Raw genomic sequence first — 17045 nt, 5'->3', positions numbered from 1 at the left:
TCGCGCACTGGCACATGGTTCGTTCGCTCCGCTCACTCACTGGCCACCACCGGCTGGAGTCACTTGCAGGGTCCCGTTCCTCATGATGTTGCTCAACAGCAGCAGCTCCGTAGCGGTCGGCTTGCGGCCGAGCAGCTGGATGATCGCGTCCTCGCCCTGGTAGGAAATGGGTGCGGCGGCCGGCTTGACCTCCGGCGCGGGCTGCTCGGCCGGTGCCGGCGGAGCCGCGGGCTGTCCGCCGAGCAGGCCCGGCAGCCAGGGGAACAGGCCCTCGAGCGGGGTGCCCGAGAACGGCTTGGTCGGGTCCTGCGCCGTCGGCGCGGGCGCGCCCTCGGTGGTCAGGCCCGGGATCATCGGCATGCCGGGCACCGGCACGAAGGCCGGCAGGCCGACCGAGGAATCCAGCCGGCGCGGCTTCAGGTTCTCCGGCAGCGGCGGCAGCACCGCCTCGGTCGGGGCGGTGGCGCAGCTCGGGCCGGCCAGCTCGCCGTAGCGCGGGCAGTCCGCGGCGGTCCACGGCTTGTACGGGGTGAAGGTGAGCCCGAGGTTCCACACCATCTGCTGCTGCGGGCCCCAGGTGAACACGGACTGCAGTTTGTTGGTGGAGGTGCCCAGGTTCAGGATCGCCTGCGTGATGGCCTGCGGATCCGCGGCCAGCGCGCCGAACATGTCGGCGGTGCCCGTCGTGAGCTGCTTGCCCACATCGGGATTGCGCGCGAACAGGTCGTTCACCTTGTCGACGGTCGAGCTGGTGCCGGTGATCAGCGCGACCAGCTGGGCCCGGCGATCGGCGATGGTGCGCGCGGTCTGCACCGAGCTGTTCACCACGTCGAGCAGTTCCGGCGCGGACTGGTTCAGCGCCCGGAACGACTCGGAGAAATCACCCAGCATCACACCGAGATCCGGGATGGACTCGTCCACCGACAGCAGCCAGCGGTCCAGCCGCTCGACGGTCGAGCCGGGCATCCGGCCGCTGCCGTCCAGCGCCTGCGACAGCGTGCCGAGCACGCGGCCGAACTGCACCGGGTCGATCTTGTCGAGCACGCGCTGCACGGAGGTCAGCGTGTCCTGCAGCGCGATGGTGCCCTCGCTGCGGTCCTCCTGGATCACCGAGCCTTCGCGCAGGAATTCGTCGGAGGGGCCGTTGAAGACCAGCTCGACCGAGGTGACGGCGAACAGGTTGGACGGCACCACGCGCGCGGTGACATTGGACGGAACGCCCTCGGCCAGCTCGGGCTTCAGCTCGATCCGCACCTCCTGCAGTTCGCCCTTCGCCGCCACGTCGACGCCCTTGACCGCGCCGACCAGCACGCCACGGAACTTCACGTCGGCCTTCTCGGGCAGCCCGTCACCGGTGGTGGTGAGCGCCGCGACGACGTTCACCTTCGGCACGAAATAGCCGCGGTAGCGGGCCATCAGGAAGCCCAGCACCAGCGCGAAGACGATGAGTCCCGCCACGCCGGCCAGCAGCAGCTGCCGCATCGTGGGCCCGCGCCCACTCGGATCAATGATCATCTCGCCCTACCCCGATATCCGGATGCCGGCGTCGACGCCCCAGATCGCCAACGTCATGAACAGGTCCGCGAAGACGACCAGGATGATGCACATCTTGATCGCCCGGCCGGCCGCGACACCCACACCCTCCGGGCCACCCGAGGCGAAGAAGCCGTAGTAGCACTGGATGAACGTGGTGATCGCGACGAAGAGGATCGCTTTCATCAACGAGTAGAGCACGTCGGTGGGTATCAGGAACTGATAGAAGTAGTGCGCGTATGTGCCCGAGGCGGTGCCACCGATCAGCTGCACGGTCAGCGAGCAGGAGATGTAGGCGACGGCCAGGCCCAGGCAGTACAGCGGCACGATCGCCACGATGGCGGCGAAGATGCGGGTGCTGACCAGGTACGGAAGCGGCCGGATGGCAATCGATTCCAGCGCGTCGATCTCCTCGGAGATGCGCATCGCGCCCAGCTGCGCGGTGAATCGGCACCCGGCCTGCGCGGCGAAGGCCAGCGAGGCCAGCAGCGGTCCGAGTTCACGCGTGGTGGCGAAGGCGGAGATGGCGCCGGTGATCGGGCTCAGGCCCAGCAGATTCAGCGAGGTGTAGCCCTGGATGGCGACGGTCATGCCGCCGAAACCGCTCAGGATGACGACGACGCCGATGGTGCCGCCGCCGACCACCAGGTTGCCGTTGCCCCAGGTGACGTCGGAGAGCAGACGCCAGACCTCCTTGGGGTAGTGCTTGAGCGCCAACGGGATCGAGCCGAGCGAGCGCAGGAAGAAGAAGACCTGGTGGCCCAGGCGGGCGAGCAGGTCGACCGGGGCGCGCCCGGCGCGCTTGAACTGCTGAAGGGGCCGCAGCAGCGGCGGCACATAAGTTGAGGACACCTGCTCAGACCACCTGTGGGGGGAAGAGAACGCTGTAGATCTGGGTGATGATGAGGTTCACTCCGAACAACATGATGGCGGAGGACACCACCGCCGAGTTCACCGAATTGGCGACACCGCCGGGGCCGCCGCGCGTGTTGAGTCCGGTGTCGCAGGCGATGATCGCCGCGAGCAGGCCGAAGATCAGCGACTTGAGCAGCGCGACGAACAGGTCGAAGGTGACCGCGAAGGAGGAGAAGGTGCCGATGTAGGAGCCGGGCGTACCGGCCTGGGCGAAGATGTTGAAGATGTAGCCGGTCAGGAAGCCGACGAAAACCACGAAGCCGCAGAGCAGGACGCTGACCAGCATGGCCGCGCCGAGTCGCGGGGCGACCAGGCGGCGCATCGGGTCCACGCCCATGACCTTCATCGCGTCGATCTCCTCGCGGATGGTGCGGGAGCCGAGATCGGCGCAGATGGCCGAGCCGACCGCACCGGCGATCATGATCGAGGTGACCAGGGGCGCGCCCTGCTGGATGATGCCGAGGCCGTTGGCCGCGCCGATGAACGAGGTCGCGCCGACCTGGCCGGCGACCGCGCCGACCTGGATCGAGACGATGACGCCGATCGGGATGGCCACCAACAGGGTCGGGGCCGCCGCGACGTTGGCCATGAAGGCGCACTGCCGGACGAATTCGTTGAAGGGGAAGCGGCGGCGGAAGATCGCGACGAAAAGCTCTGCGACCGCAGAGATTCCCATGGTGATCTGGCGGCCGAAGGTCTCCAGCGACTTCTTCGGATGGTCCTCCCAGTAACCCCTCGTCCAATCGACCGCATCACTGAACCGTGACCTCGGTGGGCTCTTGGTCGACTGCACTCGCTATCCCCTCTCGACGCCAGGTTGGACAACCCCGACGACTGTTTGCTTGACGCACCTTACTACGGAGTAGTGCAGAACACACCATGGTCATGTGATTGCAGTCATAGATTGATGTCACTACGCACAGAAAAGCCAGGGACGCGTGTCCATCATTTGGGAAGTGCCCCAAAAAGACTGCCGGTCTTCTAGAACGGGTTACAGTTCACCTGCGGCGTTACAGCCAGGTCGGGGGTATCTCCGAGTGATTACAAGGAAAATTTTCATCTAAAAAAGCTTTGTTTTCGATAACCAATTCGACAATCGGATGTCGGGTCCGAAATACAAAACTCGCGGCCGCCGAAACGGTTTCAATAGAGCTTCGCTATCAGCGACACCCACCCGTACATGACGCGCCCGAGACCGAATACTGACACGATGGGTGCGACAGATTGATATCGTGCGGGCTTCCGACGTCTGGAGGGACATGTTCAGCAAACTCGCCAAGGCGGCTCACGCCGTCTTCGCCGTAGCCCTGGGTGCGGCGTTGCTCGGGACGGGCGCCGGAGTCGCGCAAGCCGCGCCCGCTCCGCCGGTCCTGGGTGGTGGCTCCGGGATCATCATCGACAACCAATTCGAATGCACTGTCACCACCGTCGGATACGACGGCGCGGGCCGGCTGGTCGGGCTCACCGCCGGACACTGCGGCGACCCGGGTGCGCAGGTGTACGCCGAGTCGGACCGCGACGCGGGCGTCATCGGCAGATTCGTGTATTCCAACCACGATCTGGACTACGCGGTCATCCAGTTCGAGCCGGGCCGCATCGTGCCGGTCAACCGGATCGGCGGCGTGACGATCACCAACATCGGTGCGCCGGCACAGTTCCCGCAGATCGTCTGCAAGGAGGGCCGGACCACCGGCAACACCTGCGGCCTGGTCTGGGGCGACATCTTCGACAGCAAGATCGAGACCTGGACCCAGATGTGCGTCGTGGAAGGTGATTCCGGCGCGCCCGTGGTGGTCGGATCCACGCTGGTCGGCATGGTGAACGCCTACCTCGCGCTGGCCTGCTTCGGTCCCGAGGTCGGCACCAACATGAGCACGATCATGGACGACATCAACGGCCGCGGCGGCGTCGGCGCCGGTTTCCGGCCGATCTAGTCCTACGGAACGACGAAGGGGCGGGCGCCGCGGCGTCCGCCCCTTCGTCGTTCCGGGGAGTTGGTCAGCGCGCCTCCTGCGGCGCGACCGCCGGTCCCGCGATCGCACACTGCGGCAGGCAGTCGATCCGGTCGGTCTCGGGCGCTTTGCGCAGCGCGGGCGGCGTGCGCTCGGAGCGCAGCAGCAGCGCGGCCAGCACCGCGCCGGCCGCCAGCAGCCCCACGCAGATCCACATCGCGGTGCCGAAGCCGCGGTCGAATTCGGCCGGATCGGTGAGGGATCCGGAGATGCCGGCCAGGGCGGGCAGCGCGGCCACCGCCAGCAGCTGGGCGGTGCGGGCCACGGCGTTGTTGACGCCCGAGGCGATGCCGGCCTCGCTCGACGGCACCGCGCCCAGCACCGCGCCGGTGAGCGGGGCGACCAGCACCGCCAGGCCCAGCCCGAAGACCAGCACGCCCGGCAGCACGTCGGTGAGATAGCTGGTGTCGGGCCCGATGCGCAGCAGCAGGATCAGCCCGCCCGCGGCCAGCAGCGGCCCGAAGGTCATCGGCAGGCGGGCGCCGTGCACCTGCGCCCAGCGGCCCGCCGGCGCCGAGAGCACCAGCATGATCAGCGTGATCGGGACCGTCGCCACCCCCGACAGCAGCGGCGAATAGCCCGCCACCAGCTGCAATTCCAGTACCAGCAGGAAGAACACGCCGCCGAGCGCGGCGTAGACCGTGAGCGTCACCAGGTTGGCGGCGGTGAAGACGCGGGACCGGAACAGCACCGGCGGCACCAGCGGATGATCGCTGCGCAGTTCGATCACCACGAACGCCGCCAGCAGCAGCAGGCCGCCCGCGATCAGCAGCGCGTTCACCTCGATCAGCCCGAAGGTCAGCGCGCCCAGCGCGAGCGCGACCACCACGGCCCCGGGCACGTCCAGCCGTGCGACCGCATCCGGATCCCGGCTCTCGGGCACGTGGCGCAGCGTGACTAGCACGACCACCAGCACCAGCGGCACGTTCAGGAAGAAGATGGAACGCCAGCCCACCACGTCGATCAGCCAGCCGCCCAGGAACGGACCGAGCGCCCCGGCGACGCCGCCGAACCCGGACCAGAGGCCGATCGCGGCGCCCTGATCCCGCTTGTCGATCGAGGACGAGATCAGCGCCAAGCTGCCGGGCGTGAGCATTGCGCCCGCGATGCCCTGCAGCACCCGCGCCACGACCAGCATCTCGATGTTCACCGCCGCGCCGCACAGCACGGAGGCGACGGCGAATCCGGCCGCGCCCCACAGGAAGACCTTGCGGCGGCCGAGCCGATCCCCCAGCGAGCCGCCGAGCAGGATGAACGCGGCCAGCGTCAGGGTGTATCCGTTCAGCGTCCACTGCAGGCCGGCCATGCCGGTGTGCAGATCGGCGCCGATGCTCGGCAGGGCGATATTGACCACGGTCGCGTCCAGCGAGGCCACCGAGGAACCGAGGATGGTGGCCAGCAGGATCCAGCGGCCGGTGGCGGTCTGCAACCGGGGCAACTCGGGTGGGGAGCTCACCGGTCTCAACCTAGTGTTCGGACCGGCCTAGAGGTCCGAGACGCAGACGACGAATTTGCGTTCTTTGTAGGTGAACCCGGAACCGGTGCCGCAGGCCGCCACCTCGGTGGTGTTCTGCTTGATGCTGACCACCTTCACGCCCTCGGCGGCGGTGGTGTCGGTGCACTCGATCCGTTTCGGATCGTCGCCGCCCACATCCATGCAGTCGCCGACCACCCAGTCGATGTCCAGGCACAGCGCACCGGTCTGCACGCCGTTGCGCTTCTCCGCGTAGTAGCTGTCGCGATCGCCGACGCACAGCGCGGTGTTGGGCACCTTGCCGATGATCTTGTAGTTGGAGGTCTTGCTGCCGCAGGCGACCTTCTCGATCTTCGGGTCGTTGCTGGCGCCGCCGAGGTTGACGCAGTCGCCGACGGCCGCGTCGAAATCGATGTCGCCGCCCTGATCCGGCGAGGTCGGCGTGGCCGACCGGCTGGAGCGGGTGCTGGAACTCGGCTTCGCCGTCGTGGTCTTGCCGGTGCTGGTCTCCACCGCGTCGACCGTGCCGTCGCCGATCGGCCTGGCCTGGCCCGCGATGGTCTCGCCGCAGGCCGCCAGGGCCACGACCGCGACCAGGGCACTAACGGCGAGCGCGAGACGCTCGAGTTGACGAGACACGTACAGTCCTCCCGAGCTGCCCGCCGAAATAACACGCCATGCTTACATAATCGCCGCCTGCACGTCGATTCGTAACGGCGCACGCGGCCGAGCCGCCACGCCGTGCCGCCGGACCAGTAGAAACACGATTCCTTCAACTTCGCCGGATAGGGTGGGGCAAACCTGATGGAAAGGGGCAGTCCGTGAAGCTGATCAGCGCGCTCGGTGTGGCGTCCGCTGCGGCCGGCGCCTCCTTCCTGCTCCCCGGCCCGGCGGCGAACGCCGCCGACGTGCACTGCGCCGCCACCAGCGGCGTCGACGTCACCGTCGTCGACGGGCGCACCGCCTGCCGTGCCGCCACCGACGCGCTCGGCCAGGCCGGCGCGCTCGGCTTCGACGGGATCGGCTACGCCAACGCGACCCTCGGCGCGATCGCGCTGGGCATCGGCGCGGCCGGCGGCATCGGCGCCAGCGAAGGCGAGGGCGGCGTGCCGATCGCCATCGGGCTGGGCCCCGACGCGATCGCGCTCACCTCGCTCTCGGGCACCGAGATCGGCGAGGGCACCTTCGGCATCACGATCGCGGTGAACGGCTCGCGCGCTCAGGTCAGCACCGCGGAGAACACCGTGGTGTGCCTCGGGGCGGGCGCTTTCGCCTGGAACTCCGCCACCGGCGCGACGTGCTGGGCGACCCCGTTCGGGATGCGCGTCTAGCTTCCGCGCCGTCCGGGGATGCCGAGCGGCTCCCCAGAGTGATCTTCGTCACGAACCGGTTTGGCATATCCCGAAACCGTACGGATGGGCAGGTACCGGCCCCGGCCGTGACTCGCCGGGGTGACCGGCGTCTTTGCCCAATGCCGGTGGCGGCCAACGACTTCTGTGGCCCAAGACACACCGGCCGGTCGGCCCGAATCAATCCCGGAAGACGCTGGATTCCGGTCGCTTCCGGACGGTAGGAAGGACGGACGGGGTCGGGCCAGTTTTGCCAATTTTCTTGGAATGGATGAGGTACCTCTATGCAAGCCGCTTCGCGCAACAGGTCGCACGCAACCCGCTCTCCCGCCGGGTTGGCTGGGAATCGGCTCACCCGCCGCTTCCGGCAGGGCGTCCTATTGTCCGCGGCCATCGCGGCGGCCGGCGCCCTGATCGTCGCCCCGGCCCAGGCCGAGCCGCTGATCCCCGGGTTCCCCGGGCTGGGCTCCTCGGCCACCGATCCGGCGCCGAAGGTCACCTTCGCGCCCCCGGGCATCAATATCGCCGACGGTGAGACGGTGGGCGTCGCCCAGCCGATCATCATCAACTTCAAGGACCCGATCGCCGAGGGCGACCGCGCGGCCGTGGAGAAGGCCATCAAGGTGACCTCCTCCAAGCCGGCTCCGGGCCACTACACCTGGTGGAGCGACAAGCAGGTGCGCTTCCGCCCGAACGATTTCTGGCCGGACAACACCGACGTGACGGTCGAGGCGGGCGAGACCCGCAGCTCGTTCAAGATCGGCGACGCGCTCATCGCCACCGCCGACGACAGCACCCACACCATGACCATCACCCGCAACGGCGAGGTCGTGCAGACCATGCCCATCTCGATGGGCAAGGCCAAGCACGAGACCCCGAACGGCATCTACATCGTCGGCGAGCAGCTGCGCAAGATGACGATGGATTCCTCCACCTACGGTGTGCCGATCACCGATCCGGAGGGCTACAAGGTCGAGGTCGAGTACGCCACCCGCATCTCCAACAGCGGCATCTTCGTGCACGCGGCGCCGTGGTCGGTTGCGCAGCAGGGTGTTTCGAACGCCAGCCACGGCTGCCTGAACGTCAGCACCGAGAACGGCCGCTGGTTCTTCGAGAACGCCCGCAAGGGTGATCCGGTCATCGTGCAGAACACCTCGGGTGGCACGCTGAACGCCCGAGACGGCCTGGGCGACTGGAACTGACCGCTCGCGAACCACTGAACCCCAAGGGCCACCGGTGATCCGGTGGCCCTTGCTGTACCCAACGAACTAAACGATCAATTACGCCAATCCGCTGACCGATTTGACCGGCTCTTGGTTCACTTGCGCGCATGCGCGGACTGTTCAGCTCGCCGCCCAACGGCGTTAACTCTTTATTTGCTGTGCGCCGCAAAGCTTCCGCGGTGCGATCCAGACCCGAGCGTGTGCTCCCCCGACCCCGAGGTAAGGGGCTGCGCGGGCGGCCATGGCAGGATTACGCGCTGTTCCTGGTGCTGGTAGCTCCCAACCTGGCGCTGCTCACGCTGTTCGTCTACCGCCCCCTGGTCGACAACATCCGGCTCTCCTTCACCGACTTCAACATCTCCGACCAGTTCGTCACCTACATCGGCTTCGAGAACTACACCGAGTGGTTCGGCCGCGACGACTCCTGGCAGATCGTGTCCAACACGGTCATCTTCACCGTGGCCGCGGTGGTCGGCTCGATGGTGCTGGGCCTGGCCCTGGCCCTGCTGCTGGATCGGAAGCTGTTCGGCCGCAATATGGTGCGCTCGGCCATCTTCGCGCCGTTCGTCATCTCCGGCGCCGCCATCGGCGTGGCCTTCCAGTTCATCTTCGATCCCAGCTTCGGCCTGGTGCAGGACCTGCTGCACCGGCTCGGCGTGGACCACGTGCCCGATTTCTATCAGGACCCGGACTGGGCGCTGTTCATGGTGACGGTGACCTACATCTGGAAGAACCTCGGCTACAGCTTCGTCATCTACCTGGCCGCGCTGCAGGGCGTGCGCGCCGAGCTGATGGAGGCCGCCGAGATCGACGGCGCGAGCCGCTGGACCACCTTCACCAAGGTGCTGCTGCCGCAACTGCGCCCGACGACCTTCTTCCTGTCCATCACGGTGCTGCTGAACTCGCTGCAGGTCTTCGACATCATCAACGTGATGACCCGCGGCGGGCCGCTCGGCACCGGCACCATGACCATGGTCTACCAGGTGTACGAGGAGTCCTTCCGCAATTTCCGCGCGGGGTACGGCGCGACCGTGGCGACCATCATGTTCCTGGTGCTGCTCGTCGTGACGCTGGTGCAGGTGCGCATCATGGATCGAGGCGAACAGTGAAAACCCCTGCCGTGGAGACGATCTCCTACCGCCGCCGCCAGCGCCTGGTGACGGCGCTCGGCTACGCCGCCATGGTGTGCGTGCTGATCATCGTCGGCGTGCCACTGTTCTGGATCTTCATCACCTCGTTCAAGGCGCGCCCGGACATCTACGTGCAGCCGGCGGTCTACTGGCCGCACAGCTGGCACCCGGAGAACTACACCGAGGCCACCACCACGCTCCCCTACTGGACCTTCCTGCGGAACTCGCTGGTGATCACCGGCATCATCGCCGCGGTGAAGTTCGTGCTCGGCGTCTTCAGCGCCTACGGCCTGGTCTTCCTGCGGTTCCCCGGCAAGACCTTCGTCTTCCTGGTCATCATCGCCGCGCTGATGGTGCCCAACCAGATCACCGTGATCTCCAACTACGCGCTGATCGCCCAGCTCGGCTGGCGGAACACCTTCCAGGGCATCATCATCCCGCTCTGCGGCGTCGCCTTCGGCACCTTCCTGATGCGCAACCACTTCCTGTCGCTGCCCTCGGAGGTGATCGAGGCCGCGCGCATGGACGGCGCGGGCTGGTGGCGGCTGCTCACCCGGGTGGTGCTGCCGATGTCGGGCCCGACCATGGTCGCCTTCGCGGTGGTCACGCTGGTCAACGAGTGGAACGAATACCTGTGGCCGTTCCTGATGGCCGACACCACCGACGTCGCGACCCTGCCGGTCGGGCTCACCCTGCTGCAGAACACCGAGAACCCGAGCGTCACCAACTGGGGGCCGGTGATGGCCGGGACCCTGCTCACCATGCTGCCGATTCTCGTGGTTTTCCTGCTGCTGCAACGTCACATGATCAAGGGCCTCACCTCGGGTGCGGTCAAAGGTTGATGAGGAGAGACCAGTGTCCAACTCGAAATTTCCCGGACTGTCCCGCCGAGGTTTCCTCGGCCTGGCCGGCGCCGCCACCGCGGGTGCGGTGCTCACCGCGTGCGCGGGCAGCGGCAACGGCGGCAAGCAGGGCGGCGACAGCAAGACCATCTCGTTCTGGTCCAACCATCCCGGCACCTCGAAGGACTTCGAGCTGGAGCTGATCAACCGGTTCCAGGCCAAATATCCCGACCTGAAGGTGAACCTGGTCGACGCGGGCAAGAACTACGAGGAGGTGTCGCAGAAGTTCAACGCGGCGCTGTCCGGCGGCGACCTGCCCGATGTGGTGGTGCTCTCGGATGTCTGGTGGTTCAACTACGCGCTCAACGGCACCATCGAACCGCTGGACGGGCACTTCGGCGACGCCGGGGTCAAGCTCGACGACTACGTCGACTCGCTGGCCTCGGACTACCTGTTCAACGGCAAGCACTACGCGCTCCCCTACGCCCGCTCGACCCCGCTGTTCTACTACAACAAGGACGTGTGGGCGAAAGCCGGTCTGCCCGACCGCGGTCCGGAGAGCTGGCAGGAATTCGACGAGTGGGGCCCGCGGATCCAGGGCATCGTCGGCGACGGCAAGCTGGCGCACGGCTGGGGTGACGCCAAGAACTACCTGGCCTGGACCTTCCAGGGCCCGAACTGGACCTTCGGCGGCGCGTACTCAGACAAGTGGACGCTGAAGTTCAACGACCCCAACACCATCAAGGCCGGACAGTTCCTGCGGGACATGATCCACACCAAGAAGTACGCGGGCATCAAGCCGCAGATCGCGGTCGACTTCGGCGCCGGCGTCATCGCCTCCACCATCGCCTCCACCGGCGATCTGCGCGGCATCAAGAAGAACGCCGAGGGCAAGCTGGAGTTCGGCACCGCGTTCCTGCCGCACCCCAACGGCCCCGGCGTCACCACCGGCGGCGCCGGCCTGGCCATCCCGGCCCGCATCTCCGACGAGCGGAAGGTGAACGCGCTCAAGTTCATCGAGTTCGTCACCAATGCCGCCAACACCGCCTACTTCTCGCAGAACACCGGGTACATGCCGGTGCGCAAGTCGGCCGTCAGCGATCCGAGCGAGCAGGAATTCCTGGCCAAGAACCCGACCTCGAAGGTCGCCATCGATCAGCTCGCGGTCACCAAGTCCCAGGACTACGCCCGCGTGTTCGTGCCCGGCGGCGACCAGATCATCGGCACCGGCCTGGAGCAGATCGGCCTGCAGAACGCGGATCCGGCGACGGTGTTCGCCGGGGTGAGCAGCCAGCTGCAAGCCATCATCGATCGCCAGATCACCCCGAAGCTGCCCAAGTAACCCCGACCGTCATCCCGGCGAACGCCGGGATCCACACCCCAGGACGAGAACACCATGGCGACAGTGCACTTCGACGGAGTAACCCACCTCTACCCCGGTGCACCGGCGCCCGCCGTCGACAACCTGGAACTCGACATCGCCGACGGGGAATTCATCGTCCTCGTCGGCCCGTCGGGCTGCGGCAAATCCACCAGCCTGCGCATGCTCGCGGGCCTGGAGTCGGTGGAGCAGGGCCGCATCCTGATCGGCGGCAAGGACGTCACGGGCCTGCCGCCGCGGGCCCGGGACGTCGCCATGGTGTTCCAGTCCTACGCGCTCTACCCGAACATGACCGTGGCCGAGAACATGGGCTTCGCGCTGCGCAACATGGGAATGAGCAAGGCCGACACCAAGGTCCGGGTGCTGGAGGCGGCCAAGATGCTCGAGCTGGAGCCGCTGCTGGACCGCAAACCGGCCAAGCTGTCCGGCGGCCAGCGCCAGCGGGTGGCCATGGGCCGCGCCATCGTGCGCCGCCCGCAGGTCTTCTGCATGGACGAACCGCTGTCCAACCTGGACGCCAAACTCCGGGTCAGCACCCGCTCACAGATCGCGGCGTTGCAGAAGCGCCTGGGCACCACCACCGTCTACGTCACCCACGACCAGGTCGAGGCGATGACCATGGGGCACCGGGTCGCGGTCATGCTGGACGGCCGGTTGCAGCAGATCGCCGCGCCGCGCGAGCTCTACGACAACCCGGTCAACACCTTCGTCGCCGGGTTCATCGGCTCCCCCGGCATGAACCTGCTGGAGGCGCCGGTCGAGGACGGCCGCGCCGTGCTGGACGATCTACGGATCCCGGTGCCCGCCAACGGGTCCCGGGCCCGCGTCATCGTCGGCATCCGCCCGGAGTCCTGGGAGGTCACCACCGACCCGGACAACAGCCTGGCGGTCGACGCCGAGCTGCTCGAGGAGCTCGGCGCCGAATCCTTCGTCTACAGCCATCCGATCAACGCCGACTGGTCCAGCCGCTCGGGCAAGGTCGTCGCCCGGGTCGACCGGCATTTCCGGATCTCGCTCGGCGACCGCCTGCGGCTGCGCCCGAAACTCGACGAGATCTTCTTCTTCGACGCCGAGACCGAACAGCGCCTGCGCTGACTCACTTCGGCGGATCCAGCTCCGCGTGCATCAGGTAGACGTTGTAGCTGTCCCAGGCCGAGATGGTGAAGTACAGGTCTTCGGCGGTGGACCAGGGATGGATGAAGCCGCCGTAGGCCTTCGGGTACTCGGCGGTGGACACCAGCGTCGTCCCGTCGGTCCAGATGCCCTGCGGTTCGGCGGCGTGCCGCACCACGATGGCGCCCTTGCCCGGGTCCAGGTAGACCATCTGCCACTGCTTCGCGGCCGCGTCGTAGCGCACCGAGATCTCGCTGGCCAGCCCCATCACCACCGCGGTGGACTGGTTCTCGGCGGCCGGCGCCCAGCTGCCCTCCACCCAGTACTGGTACGCCGACTTGTTCAGCACCTGGGCCTTGGGCACCCGGGCCAGGCTGATCACACCGACCCGGCCGTTCGGCGTGCCGAACATGTAGACGTAATCGCCCTGCGGCACCATCGCCGCGACCTGGAACTTGCCCAGCCCGAAGATGTTGTCCCACTTGGCGTGCTGATCCTTGACCCAGGTGTGGCCGCCGTCGTCGGAGTAGGCCAGTCCGCCGTAGTTGGTGGACCACATGCCGGGCACGCGGCTCCAGCGGTTCACCGACATGTAGCTCAGGTACTGCCGGTTGCCCAGGGCGAAGCCGGAGGTCGGGATGACCGTGGTCTCCCAGTTCTTCACCTTGCGGCTGGCCAGGAACTCCGCGGCGTGGCAGCGGCTGTCCTGCACGAAGGTGTCGATGCTCAGCCCGTCGCCGAGCTCCCGGTCGGTGCTGAAACCGAGCACGTTGCTGCGCCAATCCGGGCCGCCCGCCCCGCTGAAAACCCAGCCGTCGCCGAAGGTGTCGCCGAAGACGACCGCCACCTCGCCCGGCTTGGTCTCCCACATCAGGCCCAGGTCGGTGCCGTCGACCTGCCAGCGCATGTCGGTGCGGTTGATCGAACCGCGGCCGGTGACCTGATTGACCAGCCGCACCTGCTCGAGTCGCGGCGCGCCGACCGGTTCGGCCACCGGGCCGGGCTCGATCGGGTGCACGACCTGCGGCGGGGCCGGCTGTGCCGGCGCGCCCTCGCCACCGGGGATCGGAATCGGAATCGGCTCGATCTCCGGTTTGATCTCCAGCTTGGGCAGCGTGAAAGCGGCCGAGCCGGAACCCGATCCGGTGTCCGGGCTGGCCGGCTCGTCGTCCGCCGGCTCCGGGGTGTCGCGGACGTCCGGGCACGGGTTGCGGCACGGGTCGATCGGCAGCGGGTCCGGCTTGATCCGGGTGTTGTCCTGCGGCGGATCGGGCACCGGCACCGGCGTGAATTCCGGGACCGGCACCGGGATCTCGATCTTCGGCGGGATCTGCACCGGCGGGGGCGGCGGCAGGTTCGGGTCCGGTTCGCGCAGCAGCGGATCGAAACCCACCTCACCGCACAGGTTCACCGGCGGCGGCGCCCACGGCGGGGCGGCCTGGGCCGGCACGGGCACGCAGAGCAGTCCGGTTAGGACCACTCCGAAGACCACTGGAGCATCCAGCTTCTCCGACAGCAATCCCATGATCTGTTGACTCCCTGTCGATTCGGGCTGCGGAGAGCTCAACTTACCCGAGGACCTGCGCGGACCCGGGACGCCGCACGGTCGCGATCGCGGCGAATTGGAACCGAACCCGGTGCGGCCGCGTCCAAGTAGACATGAACGAAATCGAATACGTCTTCGGGACGGGCGATGGTGTGGTCCACCTCTGGTCCTCGCCGGCCGATCTGGATCTGGCCCGCACCGGCACGGTCGACGCGGTCCAGCTGGATTTCGACGGCGACGGACTCTACGACGACGCACTGTGGGACACCCACGGCACCGGCGTCGCGGATGTGGCCGCGCTCGATCTGAACGACGACGGCGTGCTGGACCACTTCTACACCGACCCGTCCGGCCTGGGCACCTGGAATCACCTGGTCACCGGGTTCGACGCCGCCAACGAACCGCTGGAGTGGACGATCCGGGCCGAACCGGAGGAGCCGGCGGATCAGCCGCTGCCCGCGGCCGCGCCGGACCGGCTCCTCGCCGACGACCTGGCCCGGGCGCTCACGGAATACCCGGAACTGCCGCATGATTCGCCGCGGGCGCCGCTGCGCGAGTTCGCGGCCCCGGATTACTCCGAAACGTCCTGGCGCACCGAATAACGCGCGCGCCGCGCGTTCGCCGCGATCGCCACGATCCCGGCGATGTAGACGCCCGCGCCCGCCAGCACCACCGGCAGCGACCGGCCGTCGGCCGGAACCACCAGCGCCGCACCGGCGATCGCCAGCACGAAGGCGACGTTGAACACGGTGTCCTGGAGCGCGAACACCTGGCCGCGGCGGGCGTCGTCGATGTCGATCTGCATCGTCGCGTCACCGGTCAGCTTGATCGTCTGCCCCGCCAGCCCGAACAGGAATCCGGCCACCAGCAGTAGATGGTGCGCGTACTGGGCCGCGGGCCCGCTCTGCGCCACCGCGATCGGCGTCACCAGCGTCAGCTGCACCACCGTCGCGACCAGCAGCCCGGCCACCACCGTGCGCGGCCGGCCGAGCCGCGGAATGACCAGCGGCGCGACCACCGCCGCCAGCAGCATGCCCGCCGCGATCGCGGCGATCGCGACGCCGAAGCCGAGCAGCCCGCTGTCGAGCGCGGAGCCGCCGTCCGGCGCCTGCCGCAGCACCAGCACCATGATCAAGGTGTTGGTGCCGAAGACGACGCGGTGCGCCCCGATCCCGAGCATCGCCGTGGTGACCTGTGCCGATTGCCAGACCGCGACCGCGCCGGTGCGCAGACCGGTCGCGATGGCGCGCACCGTGCTCGCCCGATTCGCGGCGCCGGCGTCGGGGCCCAGCATCCGCGCACCGAAACCCGTGGCCAGCAGCGCGCTCAGCACCGAACCGGCGGCGCTCACGCCGACCGCGACGGCGGACGCGAAATCGCCTGCGCCGAGCCCGCCGATGATCGCCACGGCGGCCGCCGCGCCGAGGCCCGCGCACGCCGACGCCGTCGTCGCCAGCACGGAGTTCATCGGCACCAGCCACTGCTGCGCCAGCACGCGCGGGAGCGCGGCCGACACACCGGCCTGCACGAAACGGCTGATCCCGACCACCGTCAGCGCGCCGAGCAGCAGCGGCGTCTCACCGACACCGCCCAGCAGGCCGAGCGCGACCACACCGATCAGCACGGCCCGCAGGACATTGGCCACCAGCAGCACGGTGCGCCGATCCCAGCGGTCCAGCAGCGCGCCCGCGTACGGGCCGATTACCGAATACGGCAGCAGCAGCACCGCGAAACCGGCGGCGATGGCGAGCGGGTCGGTCTCCCGCTCGGGGTTGAACAGGATCGCCCCGGACAACGCCGCCTGGAACATGCCGTCGCCGAACTGCCCGGCGCAGCGCACGATCGCCAGGCGCGCGACGCCGGGGCTGTCGCGCAGGATTCGGGTGGCGGTACGCCACAGCGTCGACTCGGGCGGGGCGGGGGCTGTCGACATCGTCCACGATTGTGCCGTGCGCGCCCGGCGGCCCGCGCCGGGCCCCGCGGCTAGGCCGGGTGCGGCTGATCCAGCGAATCCACCAGGGCCCGGATGGTGGGCCCGGTGTCGGGGGTGAACGGCAGCACCTCGAGCGCGGCCGCGTCGATCCAGGCGTGCGCGTCGTGCTCGCCGGGGGCCAGCGCCACCGGGCCCGGACCGGCCGCGACCAGGTAGGTGAACTTGCGCACCCGGGCCTTGGTGCGGGTGGCGTAGTCGACGCCGCCGAGGAACTCGAGGATCTCGCGGACCCGCAGCCCCGTCTCCTCGAGCAGTTCCCGGGCCACGCACTCGGCGAAAGTCTCCCCCGGTTCGACGCCGCCGCCGGGTAGTTCGTACATCCCGCCGTACTGGGCGTCCGGCACGCGCCGCACCACCAGCAGCTTGCGCTCCCGGAACACCCCGACCCCGACCACGAAATCGGTGATGCCCTCGGCCAGCGCCGCGGCGCGGAGTTCTCGCTCGATGCGCGCCAGCGTCTCGGTCCGCATCACGATCACCTCCGGTTCCGTTGTCGCGCAGATATTTCGCGTACCCTACTGGCCGATCCGAGCT

Annotated in this window: 16 protein-coding genes; 8 read left to right on the top strand and 8 right to left on the bottom strand. The window is 68.2% G+C overall.

What is annotated here, in order from left to right; translation table 11 throughout:
- Nucleotides 1–36 precede the first annotated feature (36 nt).
- From AB0I43_RS07025 to AB0I43_RS07015, 3 genes are read right to left on the bottom strand one after another with little or no spacing between them, the layout of a single operon-like run.
- On the bottom strand, nt 37–1515 hold the full coding sequence (locus AB0I43_RS07025) for an MCE family protein (RefSeq protein WP_356971954.1): 1479 nt from the start codon (nt 1513–1515) through the stop codon (nt 37–39).
- Nucleotides 1516–1521: 6 nt separating this feature from the next.
- The gene (locus tag AB0I43_RS07020) at nt 1522–2385 is read right to left on the bottom strand and encodes an ABC transporter permease (protein ID WP_356971953.1); all 864 of its coding nucleotides are present in this window, start codon (nt 2383–2385) and stop codon (nt 1522–1524) included.
- Nucleotides 2386–2389: 4 nt separating this feature from the next.
- Nucleotides 2390–3241, bottom strand: a complete 852-nt coding sequence (locus AB0I43_RS07015; protein ID WP_356971952.1) for an ABC transporter permease — start codon at nt 3239–3241, stop codon at nt 2390–2392.
- 466 nt (nt 3242–3707) lie between these two features.
- On the opposite strand from AB0I43_RS07015, the gene AB0I43_RS07010 reads away from it, so the two are divergent.
- Nucleotides 3708–4382: a S1 family peptidase gene (locus AB0I43_RS07010; protein ID WP_356971951.1), complete on the top strand. Its 675-nt coding sequence runs from the start codon at nt 3708–3710 to the stop codon at nt 4380–4382.
- 64 nt (nt 4383–4446) lie between these two features.
- Here the strand turns inward: AB0I43_RS07010 and AB0I43_RS07005 are convergent, their stop codons facing one another.
- Nucleotides 4447–5916: an MFS transporter gene (locus tag AB0I43_RS07005; RefSeq protein ID WP_356971950.1), complete on the bottom strand. Its 1470-nt coding sequence runs from the start codon at nt 5914–5916 to the stop codon at nt 4447–4449.
- A gap of 27 nt (nt 5917–5943) precedes the next feature.
- Nucleotides 5944–6573: a hypothetical protein gene (locus tag AB0I43_RS07000; protein WP_356971949.1), complete on the bottom strand. Its 630-nt coding sequence runs from the start codon at nt 6571–6573 to the stop codon at nt 5944–5946.
- Nucleotides 6574–6755: 182 nt separating this feature from the next.
- Here AB0I43_RS07000 and AB0I43_RS06995 point away from each other — a divergent pair, with 182 nt between their 5' ends.
- The 6 genes from AB0I43_RS06995 to ugpC all read left to right on the top strand — a co-directional run bounded on the left by AB0I43_RS06995 (nt 6756) and on the right by ugpC (nt 12954).
- Nucleotides 6756–7265 (top strand): DUF6764 family protein, encoded by a 510-nt coding sequence (locus tag AB0I43_RS06995; protein WP_356971948.1) that lies wholly within the window; start codon nt 6756–6758, stop codon nt 7263–7265.
- A gap of 302 nt (nt 7266–7567) precedes the next feature.
- Complete coding sequence (locus AB0I43_RS06990) at nt 7568–8485, top strand: L,D-transpeptidase (protein WP_357431503.1); 918 nt, start codon at nt 7568–7570, stop codon at nt 8483–8485.
- A gap of 200 nt (nt 8486–8685) precedes the next feature.
- Entirely contained in the window at nt 8686–9615 is a 930-nt protein-coding gene (locus AB0I43_RS06985; RefSeq protein ID WP_356971947.1) for a sugar ABC transporter permease, read from the top strand.
- 71 nt (nt 9616–9686) lie between these two features.
- Nucleotides 9687–10478, top strand: coding sequence for a carbohydrate ABC transporter permease (locus AB0I43_RS06980; protein WP_356972252.1), 792 nt, complete (start codon nt 9687–9689; stop codon nt 10476–10478).
- A 13-nt stretch (nt 10479–10491) separates the two neighbouring features.
- On the top strand, nt 10492–11820 hold the full coding sequence (locus tag AB0I43_RS06975; protein ID WP_356971946.1) for an ABC transporter substrate-binding protein: 1329 nt from the start codon (nt 10492–10494) through the stop codon (nt 11818–11820).
- A 54-nt stretch (nt 11821–11874) separates the two neighbouring features.
- A complete protein-coding gene (gene ugpC / locus AB0I43_RS06970; protein ID WP_356971945.1) occupies nt 11875–12954 on the top strand; it encodes a sn-glycerol-3-phosphate ABC transporter ATP-binding protein UgpC in 1080 nt (359 codons plus the stop codon).
- A gap of 1 nt (nt 12955) precedes the next feature.
- Here ugpC and AB0I43_RS06965 read toward each other — a convergent pair whose 3' ends face one another.
- On the bottom strand, nt 12956–14497 hold the full coding sequence (locus AB0I43_RS06965) for a DUF4185 domain-containing protein (RefSeq protein ID WP_356971944.1): 1542 nt from the start codon (nt 14495–14497) through the stop codon (nt 12956–12958).
- A gap of 134 nt (nt 14498–14631) precedes the next feature.
- Here AB0I43_RS06965 and AB0I43_RS06960 point away from each other — a divergent pair, with 134 nt between their 5' ends.
- Nucleotides 14632–15120: a hypothetical protein gene (locus AB0I43_RS06960; protein ID WP_356971943.1), complete on the top strand. Its 489-nt coding sequence runs from the start codon at nt 14632–14634 to the stop codon at nt 15118–15120.
- Here the strand turns inward: AB0I43_RS06960 and AB0I43_RS06955 are convergent.
- Nucleotides 15090–16451 (bottom strand): MFS transporter, encoded by a 1362-nt coding sequence (locus AB0I43_RS06955; protein ID WP_356971942.1) that lies wholly within the window; start codon nt 16449–16451, stop codon nt 15090–15092. The genes AB0I43_RS06960 and AB0I43_RS06955 overlap by 31 nt on opposite strands.
- Nucleotides 16452–16501: 50 nt before the next feature.
- Nucleotides 16502–16981, bottom strand: coding sequence for an NUDIX domain-containing protein (locus tag AB0I43_RS06950; RefSeq protein ID WP_356971941.1), 480 nt, complete (start codon nt 16979–16981; stop codon nt 16502–16504).
- Nucleotides 16982–17045: the final 64 nt, after the last annotated feature.

The sequence above is a fragment of the Nocardia sp. NPDC050435 genome, from assembly GCF_040655395.1.
In the GTDB taxonomy this organism is placed as follows: domain Bacteria; phylum Actinomycetota; class Actinomycetes; order Mycobacteriales; family Mycobacteriaceae; genus Nocardia.
Note: the sequence above shows the minus strand (reverse complement) of the source record. Positions and strands in the feature narration are given on the sequence as shown.